Raw genomic sequence first — 13,313 nt, forward strand, 5'->3', positions numbered from 1 at the left:
GGGTGCGGGAAGGGGGTCACTGGTGGGCGGCGGAGGCCAGGATCCTGGCGAGTTCGCGTACGTTGTCGCCGGTCATCATCGTCACGTGGTTGCCGGGCACGATCCGGATCGTCAGATCGGTGCAGTGGTCCTCCCAGCCCAGGCCGGGCCGGCCGTGGAAGCGGTCGGACTCGTCGTAGTCGGTGCCCTTGCCGAATTCGGTGTCACCGGCGCGCAGCACCGCGACGGGTCCGGCGTAGGGAGCGGGCTGGTAGCGCTGGACGGCTTCGACGCTGTCGCGCATGAGGGTGATCGGGTCGCCGCGGCCGTCGCCGCGCATCCAGTCGGCGATCTGGGCGAGTTCGGTGAGGTAGGCGGCGGCGTCGGCGGGTTCACCGGTGCCGGCGGTCTGCGGTGCGGGAGTGCCGGCGGGGTTGGTCTCCTCGGCGACGGCGCGCAGGCGGTGGAGGAACGAGCCGTCGGCCTCGGCGTCGGTGATCTTTCCGTCGGGAGCACCGGCGTCGACCATCAGCACCAGCGGCGGCACGCCGCCTTCGGCGGTGATGCGCTGCGCGATCTCGTAGGCGACGACTCCGCCGCCGGAGAAGCCGCCGAGGATGAGCCTGCGGCCGGATTCGATCTCCGGGCGCAGCGCGTCGAGGTAGATCTCGGCGAGCTCTTCGGTGGTGAGGTAGCGCGGCTCGGGGTCGTCGACGCGCGGGTCGCGGATGCCGACGACGGCCTCGGGGCCCTGGTAGTTCTGGGCGAGCTGGGCGTAGCAGGCGACCTGTCCGCCGGGCGGGTGGACCAGGTGGACGGTTCCGGCGTCCGGGTGGTCGGCGGCGCGCAGCGGTACGAGCACGGAGTGGGCGCCGTCGTCGCCGGGCTCCTGGTCGAGCAGGCGGGCGAGCTGGGCGGCCCTGGGGTGGGCGAGGAGGTCGTCCAGGCGCAGGGTGCGGCCGGTGCGGTCGGCGAGGTCGCGCAGGAGGCGCATGGCGAGCAGGGAGTGGCCGCCGGCTTCGAAGAAGTGGGTGCCGGGTGCGACGTCCGTGGTGCCGAAGACGGTGTGCCAGGCGTCCTTGACGAGCTGGGTGCCGGGGCCTTCGGGCCAGGTGTGTCCGCCGTCGTCCGTGTCGGCGGGCTCGGGTCGGTCGGCCATGGTGGGCAGGGCGTCGTCGAGGAGGGTCTCCAGGACGTCGGCGACGGTGGTCCGGTCGTCTGCGACCTCGGGCAGGTCGCGCAGCAGGCGGGCGTAGAGGTCCAGGAGGAGTGCCGCGTCGTCGTCGGAGAGGCGGGTCCGGTCGTGGACGACGACCAGTTGGAGGCTGTTGTCGGTGTCGCGGAAGGCGAGGAGGGTGACGGGGAAGGCGGTCTCGGAGCCGGCGGCGTCGGGAAGTTCGACGCTGATGCCCTGGGAGCCGAGGTCGGCTTCGAGGCCGTCCTGGGAGCGCGGGTAGTTCTCGAAGACGACGAGGCTCTCGACGAGTTTCTCGCCGGCGCCGCGGCCCGTCCACTCGTGGATCTGGCCGGTGGAGACCCACTCGTAGGCGGCCATGTCCAGGGCCTGTTCGCGCAGGGTGGCCAGCAGGTGCGGGACGGTCGCCGACGGGTCGACCTCGACGGCCATCGGCAGGGAGTTCATCAGCAGGCCGGGGACGCCTTCGATGCCGTCGAGCGGGATGCCGCGGCCGGAGACGGTCACGCCGAAGCCCACGGGCACGGCCGCGGTGCCGCCGGCGGCGCGGCTGAGCAGCAGGGCCCAGGCGGTGTTCAGGGCACTGCTCTCGGTCGCGGCGTGTGTGGCGGCCCAGCCGCGCAGTCGTTCGGCCTCCGCGGCGGTCAGGGCGGTCTGGACTCGGCCGGAGCCGCTCTGGCCGGTGGGATCGCCGGGCAGCGCGGGCCGGACGGCGAGGGTGCCCTGCGGGATGGCGGTGGACCAGAACGCGCGGGCCGGCGTGGTGTCCTGGGCGCGCAGCCAGGTCGCGTAGTCGCGGATGTCGGGCCTGCGGTCGCCGGCCGGGAGGGCGACACCGCGGAGGTAGGCGCGGTAGAAGCGCTGGATGAGCAGGGACACGCTCCAGCCGTCAAGCAGTACGTGATGGAAGGTCAGCAGGATGCGGGTGGAGCCGCCGTCACCGTCGCTCCCGCCGGCACCGTCGCTCCCGCCGTTCGCGTCGTTCGCGGCGTTCACGCCGTTCCCGCGGGTCTCGTCCTCGTCGAGCAGGGTGACCCGGAGCATGCCGGGGCGGCGCAGGTCGAAGCCGCGCAGCCGGTCCGATTCCAGGAGCTCGTCCCAGTCGGTGGTGCCGGGCGCGAGGCGGACGACGTCGGCGGTGACGCGGTCGTGCAGGACGAGGTGGGGCTCGTGCTGCCAGTCGAAGGAGGCGCGCAGGACCGTCTCACCGTCGAAGACCGACTGCCAGGCGGCGGTGAAGCGCTCGGTGTCCAGCGGGCCGTGCCAGCGCCAGTGGAGCTGCTCGACGTAGCGTCCGGTGCCTTGGTGGGCGAGGGCGTCCAGGAGGAGACCGTGCTGCTGAGGCGTGACGGGCACGGTCTGGTGGCGGTGCACGGGCGCGGCGGCCGGGGTGCGGGTGGCGGGAGCGGTGGAGGCGGGAGTGGTGATCTCCGCGGCCGTCACGGCATTGCCGTCGATGCCCGCCAGGGAGGCGAGCACCCAGCGCATCTGGCCGACCAGGGCGTCGATCGCGTCCTCGTCGACGCCGTCGGCGGGACTCGGCACCCAGGTCAGGCCCATGCGCAGGCGGCCGTCGTGAACGATGCCGTAGACCTCGATGGCGTAGACGCGCTCGCAGCGGGCGGAGTGTTCGCGCGGGATGGGGCGCGGTGACATGCGGAAGCGGCCGGCGGGGCTGAGCTGGTCGGCCTGGCCGTAGTAGTTGAAGCAGGCCAGGGCTGGCGGCAGGGTGCGCAGGGTGTCGCGGACGGCGGCGTCCGGCGCGTACTCGCGCAGCGCACCGAAGCCGACGCCGCCTTCCGGCGTGCCGGCCAGCACCCGGCCGGCCGCGGCGACGTACTGCTCCGGGTGGAGCGCGCGGTCGGCGGCGACGACCACCGGGTGGATGGAGGTGAACCAGCCGACCGTGCGGAACAGGTCGTCACGGCCGTGCCTGCCGTGTGTCTCGACGTCGAAGGTGACCGTGGAGGTGCCGCGCCACCGCGCCAGGGCCTGAGCGAAGGCACCGGCCATCAACTCGTGGACGGACAGGCCGAGTTCGTCCGGGAGCGGACCGATCAGGCGCTGGGTCGCGGCGGTGTCGAGAGCGAACTCCATCCGGCGGATGAGCTGTTCGTCGGGAGCGGGCGCGGTGAGCAGGAGGGTGTGGGCGGCGCGGCGGTCCTCGGCCAGCTCCAGCCAGTAGTCGGCCTCGCCGTCGCGGGCCGCGACGGCGGGCAGTGCGGCCACCCACTCCTGGTAGCCGCAGGCCTCGGCGGGCAGGGCGGGCAGGGCGCCGTCGGCGAGGGAGGCCAGGGCGTGCTCCAGGTCCTCCAGCAGTACGCGCCAGGAGACTCCGTCGACGACCAGGTGGTGGATGGCGATGAGCAGCAGGTCACCGCCGCCGCGCCGGTCGTGGGCCAGTACGGCGCGCACGTGCGTGCCGTCCAGCGGCGCCAGGCTGCGCTCGGCTGCCTCCAGGGCCTCGTCGAGCTCCTCCTCGCTGCCGAACTCGCGCTCCCACAGCACGTCACGGGGCGCCGAGGCGGCGAACGGGGCGGCCGCCGACATGCGGCCCTCGCCGGTGGCGCCGGCGGGCTGCTCGAAGCGGGCGGACAGCGCGGGATGTGCTGCTACGACGGCCTGCAGGGCGAGCCGCAGCATGCCCGGGTCGACCGGGCTGTTGACCTCCAGCAGCACCGACTGGTTCCACTGGTGCAGGTCGGTCTTGATGTGACGGAAGAACCAGGACTGGACCGGCGCCAGCGGCCACTCCCCCGCCGTCTGCCCGGCCGCGCCGGACGGCCGCGCCGCGGCGGCCGGTGCCGACGGTGCCTGCGCCGCCTGGTCGTCGAGGTGGGCCGCGAGGTCGGCGAGCACCGGGTGGCGGTAGATCTCGCGCATCGCCAGCGTGAAGCCCTCGCGGCGCAGCCGGGAGACCAGCTGCATGGCGAGGATGGAGTCACCGCCGGACTCGAAGAACTGGGCGTCGTCGCTGCTCTGGCCGAGCAGGTCGCTCCAGATGGCCCGCAGGACGGGCAGCACGGACGGTGCGGCGGAGTGCCGTGGGGCCGCCTGGGCCGGTTGCGGGGCGGCGGCCGGCGGCGCGCCCTGGGTCGCGGTGGCGGGAGCCGGCGCCGCGGGCGGTGTGGCCGGGGCCTCGGAGGTGTGCGTGGCGCGCTCGGCCATGCGGGCAAGCTCCTGACGATCGGTCTTGCCGTTGGGAAGCAGCGGGATCCGCTCCACCGGCGTGATCTTCACGGGCACCATGTGCGACGGCAGCATCGCGGCGGCCTCGCGGCGCACCGCGCTCGCGTCGAGCGTCTGCGGCGCGGCATAGGCGACGATCTGCAGGCTGCCCTGTGCGTGCCGGGCGACCTGGACGGTGGCGTCCTCGACGCCTTCGACGGACATCAACGCGGCGCGCACTTCACCGAGTTCGACCCGGTTGCCGTTGACCTTCACCTGGTCGTCGAGGCGGCCGAGGTGGGTGAGCGAGCCGTCGGGCAGCAGCCGCACCAGGTCGCCGGTGCGGTAGACCGGACCGGTGCGGCCGTCGCCGAGGTCGAGCCGGCGGTAGCGGTCGGCGGTGCGCTCGGGATCGCCGACGTAGCCGTCCGAGACGGTGCCGCCGCCGATCCACAGTTCGCCGGGTGCGCCGGGCGGCAGCAGCCGCTGCTGGTCGTCGAGGACGTAGCAGCGGATGTTGTCGAAGGGGACGCCGATGGGGACGTCGGCGCGGTCGGTCCAGAAGGGCCGTTCGCCGCGGGACCAGGAGAAGACGGTGGAGTACGAGGTCTCGGTGGGCCCGTAGGCGTTGTGCAGGCGCGCCGGATGGGTGGCCTCGAAGGCGGCCCGCAGCTCGTTGGGCAGGGACTCGCCGGTGCTGACCACGGTGCGCAGGCTGCGGTTGGCGGGAAACGCCTCGGCTTCCAGGAGCAGGCGCAGCTGGGAGGGGACCGCGTGCAGCAGGGTGACGGCGTGCCGGTCGAGGGTCTCGGCGAGCAGGTCCGGGTCGCGCTCGGCGTCCGGCGGCGCGACGATCAGGCGGGCTCCGGAGACGAGCGCGATCAGCATCTCGTGGGCGCTGACGTCGAAGGTGAACGGCGCCTTGAGGAGCACGGCGTCGTCCGGATCGATACCGAAGTGCCGGATGGCGGCGAGCACATCGGTCGCCAGCGCCCGGTGGCTGAGCTGTACGCCCTTGGGCAGGCCGGTCGAGCCGGAGGTGTAGAGGACGTGCAGCGCGGTCTCGGGAGTGGGCGGCGCCGCCGGAGCGGCGGTCGGCCCGGTCGTCAGCTCCTTCAGGCGTACCGGCTCGGGACCGGGCGGGCAGGAGTCCGCGGTGCTCTCGGCCACCAGGACCATCCGCAGGCCGCTGCTGTCGATGATGTGCTGCCGGCGGGCTTCGGGATGGGCTGGGTCGATGGGTACGTAGGCGGCGCCGACGCGCAGGATGGCGAGCATGGCGGCGACCGCCTCGTGGTCGCGCGGCAGCATGATGCCGACGCGCTCGCCGGCGCCGATGCCACGGCCGGCCAGGCCCGCCGCGTAGGTGTCGATGCGTTCGGCGAGCTGACCGTAGGTCCAGGTGTGGTCGCCGAACTCGACGGCGGTGCGGTCGGGCTGCTCTTCGGTGCGGCGGCGCAGCAGGGTGTCGATGTCGGCGGCGGGCAGCGGGTGATCGGTCGCGTTGAGCAGGTCGAGGGTGGTGCGGGCGCGGCGGCTGATGCCGTCGAGTTCGGCGACGGGACGTTCGGGCTCGCGCACGATCTGCTCGGCGAGGGTGAGTACGTGGTCGGTGAAGGCCTCGGCGGTGCCGGGCTCGATCCGGGTGGCGTCGTACTTCAGCCGTCCGCGCAGCCGGCCCTCGCCCTCGTACAGCTCCAGGGTCAGCAGTCCCAGGCCGGGGGTGGGAACGTCCTGGCGCCAGTGGGCGCGCAGGCCGCCGGAGAGCAGCACGCCGTCGGCGGCGGCCGCCGAGGTGTCGGCCCAACTGTGCAGGACGAAGCAGCAGTTGAAGTTCTGGACGCTGGCGCGGTCGGCACCGGGGATCAGCCGGGCGATCCGCGGGAAGGGCAGCCGCGAGTGGTCCACGGCACGGGCCAGCTCGGTCTGGACGCGGGCGACGAACTGCTCGGCGCTCAGGCCTTCCTGTTCGGGCGAGCGCACGAGCAGGGTGCGGACGAAATAGCCGACGGTCCGCTCGAAGTTCAGGTCGTCACGCACACCGAGCGGCACACCGACGGTCGGCGCGGACTGGCGGCCGTAGGTGCCCAGTGCCCTGAGGTAGGCGGCGAGGAGTACGGCGGCCGCGCCCGCGCGGCGCGTGCGTGAGAAGCGGACGATGTCGGCGCTCAGTTCGGCACCCAGCTCGACCGGGACGCTGCCCTCCTGCGGCGTCGCGGTGTCGGACGGAGCGGTGCGGTCGAGCGGGAAGTCGACGGTGACGTCGGCGCCGTCGAGGCGCTCGCGCCAGTAGGCCTCCAGCTCCGCGGTGTGCTGCTCGGCGCGGGCGGCGCGGGCGGCGACGTAGGTGGCGAAGTCGGCGGGCTCCGCGCCGGGAATGGTGCCGTGCTCGTAGGCGGCGAGCAGGTCGGACAGCAGGGTCGCGGTGGACTCGCCGTCGACGACCAGGTGATGGACGATCAGCAGCAGCGTGTGGTGCTCGGGGCCGTGCCGCAGCAGCAGGGCGCGCATGACGCCGTCGCGCTCCAGGTCGAGTTCGCGACGGGCGGTGGCGAGCAGGGCCGTGCTGTCGGCGCCGCTGTCGCCTTCGGACAGGAGGATGGTGCGCCGTTCCAGCACCGGTGCACGGTCCGGGGTCAGTTCGAGCTCCGGCAGATCGCCGTCGTCGACGACGCGCGCGGAGAGCATGGGGTGGCGCCTGACGAGCCGGCCCAGCGCCTCCTCCAGCGCGGCGGCGTCCAGCGGACCGCGCAGGTCGAGGGCGAGCGGCACGTTGTACGGGGACGCCTCGGGGTCGGCGCGGTGCTGGAGCAGCAGCCCGAGCTGTTCCTCGGTCAGCGCTGTCCGGCGGGAGGCTCCCGCGACCGGCCCGACGCCTGCCACGTGCCGCGTCAACGTCGGCTCACCTGCGGTGGAGGGGTTCGTCATCGGATGTGTCTCCTGGGTCGGATCCGGCTGCGGGGATCGGCGTCCGGGCGGGCGCGGGCTGCCACGGGCGGGCACGAGTCTTGGCGAGGCGGCCAATACGGCGCTGACGCGGGGCTGACGGGAAGAACGCAGCGGCACTCCTCGCTCGGGGGTGGGCGAGAGGTACCGCTGCGGGTGTGGGAGGCGTGTGGGTCAGGCCGTGCGGTGGGCGACGAAGGCCGCCAGGCGGTCCAGACCGACGCCGATCTCCTCGGGTGTCAGGACACTGAAGGACAGCCGGAGCTGATGCGTCCCGCCCGTGCCCGCGTAGAAGTGGTGCATCGGGGCCCACAGCACACCGAAGTCACGGGCCGACTCCTCCAGTGCCTCGTCGTCGGCGCGGAACGGGACCGTGAGCACCGCGAACATGCCGCCCGACGGGCTGTTCCACCGGACCCGGGCGTCCGGGCCGCCGCCGAAGCGCTCCTTCAGCCCGTCGAGCAGGGCCCGGCCGTTGCGCCGGTAGACGTCGGCGGCGCGGGCGGTGGCCTTCTCCACGCTGCAGCCGTGCTCGACGAGCAGGCCGCCGATCGCGGCCTGGGCCACGGTCGAGGTGTTGAGCGTGAGCATGCTCTTGAGCTTGACCAGCTGGTCGGCGAACCGGCCGCCCTCGGCCATGCGCTGGTCGGCCACCACATAGCCGATCCGGGCGCCGGGGAAGGCGGTCTTGGAGAACGAGCCGAGGTAGACCACGTGTCCGGCGCGGTCCAGGGACTTGATGGTCGGCGGGCGGGTGCCGCCGGAGTGGAACATCGAGTAGGGGTTGTCCTCCAGCAGCAGCAGGCCCTCTTCCTCGGCGATCCGCAGCAGCCGCAGACGGTCGTCGACGGGCATGGCGGCGCCGGACGGGTTGGCGAAGTCGGGAATGACGTAGCAGGCACGCGGGTTGAGGCCGTCGGCACGGGCCTGCCGGATCTGTGCGACCAGGTCGTCCGGGTCCAGGCCGCCGTCGCCTTCGCGCACCGGCCGCACCGTCATGTCGACCAGCCGGCTCGCTCCGGTGAAGCCGACGTAGGTCGGGTCGGCGGCGAAGACCACGTCGCGCGCGTCGCGGCGGAGCGCGCGCAGCACCAGGATCATCGCCTCCTGGCAGCCGGTGGTGACCACGATCGCGTCCGGGTCGACGGTCAGGTTCTCGTCGATCGACAGATGGCGGGCGAGCAGGTCGTTGATGATGCCGGTGGTCCGGCCGTACTGGAACAGGGTCCGGGTGACCTGCTCGGGTGTCAGGCCCCGCTCCTCGGTCAGGTACCGGGTGTAGGTCTCCACGTAGCGCGGGAGCGCCGCCGTCTCGTAGTCCCCCTGGTAGGGCAGGCCCGTGGCGAAGGACAGCGCGCCGGGATACCGGACGGCTATCTCGCTGAGCAGGGTCATCGAGGTCAGCGCGGGGTCGGTGAGCGAGGAGTGCAGCTCGGCCGCGTGCAGCACGTGCCCGGCGGCCGCGACCGGCGCGGGAGCGTCCAGTACGGCGGTCGCCGGGCCGGGGGCGGGAGTCATGCCCCGGCGCCGTTCATGGCCTCGACGAGGCTCTTGGGGCGCATGTCGGTCCACAGCTCGGTGATCTTGTCCAGCGCGCTCTGCCGGTCGGTGGCCTGGACCACGACCGCCCAGCCGGCCGGGACCTCGGCGAAGGACGGCCACAGCGAGTACTGGCCCTCGTCGTTGACGAGTACCAGGAACGTGGCGTCGGCGTCCTCGAATGGGTTGGTCATGATGCTCCTCGGATGGGTCGGATTCCCCGGGCAAGGGGCCGCTCGGCCAGCATCGGCGGCGCGCCTGCTACGGGACTGACACGGCGCTGACAAGAGCGGCGGCGAGGTCGGCGACCACGGGTGCGGGGTCGGCGGCCGCGTGGAAGTGGTCGCCGGCGAAGACGCGGTGCAGGCACTCGGCGGTGGTGGCCTCCGCCCAGCCCGCGGCCTCCGCCGCCGTCAACTCCGGGTCCGCCAGGCCGCGGTGGGTGGTGACGGGGATGTGCAGTACGGCGTCCGGGCGCGGCCGGTAGGTCTCGGCCAGGCGGTAGTCCGCGCGGGCGGTGCGCAGTACGGCGTCGCGGAGGTCCGGGTACTCGAACACCTCCGGCGGTACACCGCCGAGCCGTTCGAGCTCGGCGCACAGTGCGTCGTCGGAGCCGAGGTGGACGTCGCCGGGGCGTACGAGGCGGGGCGCGGGCATGCCGGAGACGATCAGCCGCAGCACGGGCAGGCCGCGGTCCTGGAGGCGCAGCGCGGTCTCGTAGGCCACCAGGGCGCCCATGCTGTGTCCGTAGAGGGCGAACGGGCGGTCCAGCAGCGGCAGTGCCGCGCGGCACAGGTCGTCTGCGAGCCGGTCGAGGTCGTCGGGCAGGGGTTCGCCGAACCGGTCGGCGTGTCCGGGGTACTGGACGGCCTGGACCTCGACCGAGTCGGGCAGCAGCGTGTGCCAGTCGCGGTAGGCCGCGGCGGAGCCGCCGCCGTGCGGGAAGCACAGCAGGCGTACGTCGGCGGCCGGCCGCGGGCTCAGGCAGCGGAACCAGTCCGCGGTGGTCGCGGCGGTGCTCATGCGGGTGCTCCTTCCCATTCCAGTGCGCCGACGGCGTCCAGGATGCGGTCGACACCGGGCAGGTAGTGCTTCTCGACCACGGGCGCCGGGTAGGGAACGTCGAACCCGGTGACGCGGCGGACCGGGGCTTCGAGGTGGTAGAAGCAGCGTTCGGTGATGCGGGCGGCGATTTCCGCGCCGGGGCCGGCGAAGCCGTGGGCCTCGTGGACGACGACGGCGCGGCCGGTGCGGCGCACGCTCGCGCACACCGCCTCGTCGTCCAGCGGCATCAGTGTGCGCAGGTCGATCACCTCCAGGTCCCAGCCGGACTCGGTGGCGGCCTCGGCGGCTTCCATGGCGGTGGCGACGGCGGGACCGTAGGCGATGAGGGTGGCGTGTCTGCCGTGCCGGCGGATGACGGCGGAGCCGAGCGGACCGGTGTCGGCCGGCAGGGCGGCGGCCTCCTTGTGCCAGTACAGGCGCTTGGGTTCGAGGAAGACGACGGGATCGGGCGAGGCGATGGAGCGGCGCAGCAGGGAGTAGGCGTCGCGGACGGTGGAGGGCGTGACGACGGTCAGGCCGGGAGTGGCCATGTAGTAGATCTCGGAGGAGTCGCTGTGGTGTTCCACGGCGCCGATGCCGCCTCCGTAGGGGATGCGGATGGTCAGCGGGAGGCTGAGCGCGCCGCGGGTGCGGTTGCGGAGCTTGGCGACGTGGCTGACGAGCTGTTCGAAGGCCGGGTAGGCGAACGCGTCGAACTGCATTTCCACGACCGGCCGGTAGCCGTACATGGCCATGCCGACGGCGGTGCCGAGGATGGCGGACTCGGCCAGCGGGGTGTCGAAGCAGCGGTCGTCGCCGAATTCGCGGGCCAGGCCGTCGGTGATGCGGAAGACGCCGCCGAGTGTGCCGACGTCCTCGCCGAAGACGAGGGTGCGCGGGTCGTCGCGCAGGGCGTGGCGCAGGGCGGTGTTGAGGGCCTTGGCCAGGGTGACGTCGGCCATCACTCCTCCTCCGCGGCCGCGGCGAGTTCGGCGTCGAGCTGTGCGGCCTGTTCTCTGAGGTGCGGCGGAAGGTGGTGGTAGACGTGGCGGAACATCTCGCGCGGGTCGGCCTGCGGCTCGGTGGAGAATTGCGCGCTCAGGCCGGAGCAGAGGGCGGCGGCGTCGGCGGCCGTCGCGGCGATGGCCTGCTCGTCGAGGACCCCGCTGTCCAGCAGACGCCGTTCCAGCCGGTCCACCGGGTCCAGCCCGGCCCAGGCCGCGGCCTCGCCCTCGGGTCGGTAGCGGGTGTCGTCGTCGGCGTTGGTGTGGGCGTCGATGCGGTAGGTGACCGCCTCGATCAGGGTCGGGCCCTGGCCGGACCTGGCCCGGTCGGCGGCCTCGGTCACGGCCCGGTGGACGGCCAGGACGTCGTTGCCGTCGATGCGCACACCGGCCATGCCGTAGCCGACGGCCTTGTCGGCGAGCGTGCGGGCGGCGGTCTGCTTGGACAGCGGCACGCTGATCGCGTACTGGTTGTTCTGTACGAAGAAGACCACCGGTGCGCGGCGGACCGCCGCGTAGTTGGCCGCCTCGTGGAAGTCGCCTTCGCTGGTCGCGCCGTCGCCTATGTAGACCAGGGCCACGGTCGGGTCGCCGGACATGCGCGCCGCGTCGGCCAGTCCGGCGGCGTGCAGGCACTGGGTGGCGAGCGGGGTGCACTGCGGGGCGGTTCGGGTGGCGCGGGGGTCGTAGCCGCAGTGCTGGTCGCCGCGGAAGAGCGTGAGGATCTCGGCGGGGTCGATACCGCGGGTGAGCAGGGCCACGCTGTCGCGGTAGGTGGGAAAGACCCAGTCGGTGGCGCGGACGGCGAGCGCCGAGCCGGCCTGGCAGGCCTCCTGGCCGCGCGAGGAGGGATAGACGGCGAGCCGACCCTGCTTGCTGAAGGCGGAGGCCTGCTGGTTGAAGGCCCGGCCGCGGACCAGCGCCCGGTACATGGCCAACTGCAGCTCGGCGGGCGGCTCTTCGGCCGTGGTGTCCGGGAGGGCGGGTGCTTCGGGCGGCGCGAGGAGGGTCACGAGCGGCCGCCCTGGCTCCGGGCGCGGTTACGGCTGATCCAGGTGCGCTCGAGGTTGGCGATGAGGTCCGGGCTGTAGAGGCGCAGGGACTGCTCCAGGGCGTAGCCGGCCATGTAGCGGCGGAACACGTCGAAGGGTTCCTCGCCGAGGGTGAGCATGCGCCGGTTGGCGCCGACGGCCGGGTTGTCCAGGTGCTGGGCCGCCGCGAGGACGGCGTCGTCCATGGCGTCGGCCGGTACGACCTCGTCGCACAGCAGCGCGGCCTCCGGCTGGTCGGCCCGCAGCCGGTGGCCCCAGAAGATGACGCGGCGCGCGAGGCGGCTGCCGAGGAGCTGGGTCAGCCGCAGGTTGGCGACGCCGGGCACGAGGCCCTCTTCCAGGGCGGGGAGGCTGAACCAGGAGTCGTCGGCGGCGACGATGCGGTCGAGGACGGGCAGGATCTGCATGCCGCCGCCGATGGCGAAGGTGTCGACCGCACCGACCCACGGCTTGTCGCTCTGCGGCACTGCGAAGTCCTCGGCGCCGAAGCCGGCGGCGGCGGTGTCCGGGAGGACGAGACCGCGCAGGAACTTGGCGATGTAGCCCGTCTCGCGGCGCAACAGGAAGCCCAGGAAGGTGACTTCACCGTGGTAGAGGCGGGTGAGGTTGATGCCGGCGCTGAACACACGGCGGTTGAGGTAGGCGCGGTGGGACATCGGTGCGCCGCGCAGTACGCCGACGTGGCTGGCGTCGTCGAGCAGCACCAGGTCGGTGCCGGTCTCCAGGGCCTCCACGGCCTCGTCGTCCTCGGCGTTGAGATAGGCGTCGTTGCACAGTTCCAGCGTGGCGATGCCGTCGCGGCGGGTGACGGTGGCCAGTTGGAGGTCGGCGCGGCCGGTGCGGCGGAACTCGGCAAGTGACGCCAGGGCCCGCGGGGTGGGCCGCAGCATGGAGCGCAGCAGATGGGTTCCTGCGGTGCGGGAGTCGAACAGGGCGTGGAAGAAGAGGCCCTGGTCGACCTCCCAGCCTTCCTTGTGGTGCTGGTAGTGGCGTGCCTCGGCGGCGAGTTGCGCACGGGTGGGCACGAGGCCCGGGAAGCGTTCGGCGGCCAGGTCGGCGAGCCGGTCCAGGCGCGGGTGCAGCGTGAGGCCGTCGGTCAGCTCCGCGTACACGCGGTCGGCGTGCAGCGCCAGGAAGCGGCGGCGCAGCAGGCGGGCCTGCCGGTGCAGGGACTCGGCCCGCGCGAGCTGGTGTGCGCCGCGCTCGGGTCGCGGCGGCAGGGCCTCGATGGCCTCGGTGGCCGCCTGGAGGAAGCCGCACGTCGCATGGCGGTCGGTGTCGAACGAGCCGGACAGGCGCGGCGGTTCGGCCGTGTCCGGCGCGCCGGTGCCGGTGGCCGCCCGGTCGAGGATCGGGGTGGTGGAGGTCAAGGCGGTGTCTCCCATC

At 73.3% G+C, this 13,313-nt stretch carries 7 protein-coding genes; all 7 read right to left on the reverse strand.

What is annotated here, in order from left to right:
- Nucleotides 1-16: 16 nt before the first annotated feature.
- The 7 genes from ACWC0C_RS17740 to ACWC0C_RS17770 all read right to left on the reverse strand — a co-directional run bounded on the left by ACWC0C_RS17740 (nt 17) and on the right by ACWC0C_RS17770 (nt 13,297).
- Nucleotides 17-7,270 (reverse strand): amino acid adenylation domain-containing protein, encoded by a 7,254-nt coding sequence (locus ACWC0C_RS17740; RefSeq protein WP_450864777.1) that lies wholly within the window; start codon nt 7,268-7,270, stop codon nt 17-19.
- 192 nt (nt 7,271-7,462) lie between these two features.
- Nucleotides 7,463-8,806, reverse strand: coding sequence for an aminotransferase-like domain-containing protein (locus tag ACWC0C_RS17745; RefSeq protein ID WP_450864778.1), 1,344 nt, complete (start codon nt 8,804-8,806; stop codon nt 7,463-7,465).
- Nucleotides 8,803-9,021, reverse strand: coding sequence for an MbtH family protein (locus tag ACWC0C_RS17750; protein WP_449195671.1), 219 nt, complete (start codon nt 9,019-9,021; stop codon nt 8,803-8,805). The genes ACWC0C_RS17745 and ACWC0C_RS17750 overlap by 4 nt, the downstream gene beginning before the upstream one ends.
- A 67-nt stretch (nt 9,022-9,088) precedes the next feature.
- The gene (locus ACWC0C_RS17755; protein ID WP_450864779.1) at nt 9,089-9,850 is read right to left on the reverse strand and encodes a thioesterase II family protein; all 762 of its coding nucleotides are present in this window, start codon (nt 9,848-9,850) and stop codon (nt 9,089-9,091) included.
- Nucleotides 9,847-10,833: an alpha-ketoacid dehydrogenase subunit beta gene (locus tag ACWC0C_RS17760; protein ID WP_450864780.1), complete on the reverse strand. Its 987-nt coding sequence runs from the start codon at nt 10,831-10,833 to the stop codon at nt 9,847-9,849. Before ACWC0C_RS17760 ends, ACWC0C_RS17755 begins: the two co-directional genes overlap by 4 nt.
- Nucleotides 10,833-11,888 carry a thiamine pyrophosphate-dependent enzyme gene (locus ACWC0C_RS17765; protein WP_450864781.1) on the reverse strand — a complete coding sequence of 352 codons (1,056 nt, stop codon included), beginning with the start codon at nt 11,886-11,888 and terminating at the stop codon, nt 10,833-10,835. Before ACWC0C_RS17765 ends, ACWC0C_RS17760 begins: the two co-directional genes overlap by 1 nt.
- Nucleotides 11,885-13,297 (reverse strand): enoyl-CoA hydratase/isomerase family protein, encoded by a 1,413-nt coding sequence (locus ACWC0C_RS17770; protein ID WP_450864782.1) that lies wholly within the window; start codon nt 13,295-13,297, stop codon nt 11,885-11,887. The genes ACWC0C_RS17765 and ACWC0C_RS17770 overlap by 4 nt, the downstream gene beginning before the upstream one ends.
- Nucleotides 13,298-13,313 lie beyond the last annotated feature (16 nt).

The sequence above is a fragment of the Streptomyces sp. NPDC001709 genome (genome assembly GCF_053596375.1).

Coding starts and splice junctions, on each gene's coding strand:
- ACWC0C_RS17750 (WP_449195671.1), bottom strand. CDS start 9,021: ATGACCAACCCATTCGAGGACGCCGACGCCACGTTCCTGGTACTCGTC.
- ACWC0C_RS17755 (WP_450864779.1), bottom strand. CDS start 9,850: ATGAGCACCGCCGCGACCACCGCGGACTGGTTCCGCTGCCTGAGCCCG.
- ACWC0C_RS17760 (WP_450864780.1), bottom strand. CDS start 10,833: ATGGCCGACGTCACCCTGGCCAAGGCCCTCAACACCGCCCTGCGCCAC.
- ACWC0C_RS17745 (WP_450864778.1), bottom strand. CDS start 8,806: ATGACTCCCGCCCCCGGCCCGGCGACCGCCGTACTGGACGCTCCCGCG.
- ACWC0C_RS17740 (WP_450864777.1), bottom strand. CDS start 7,270: ATGACGAACCCCTCCACCGCAGGTGAGCCGACGTTGACGCGGCACGTG.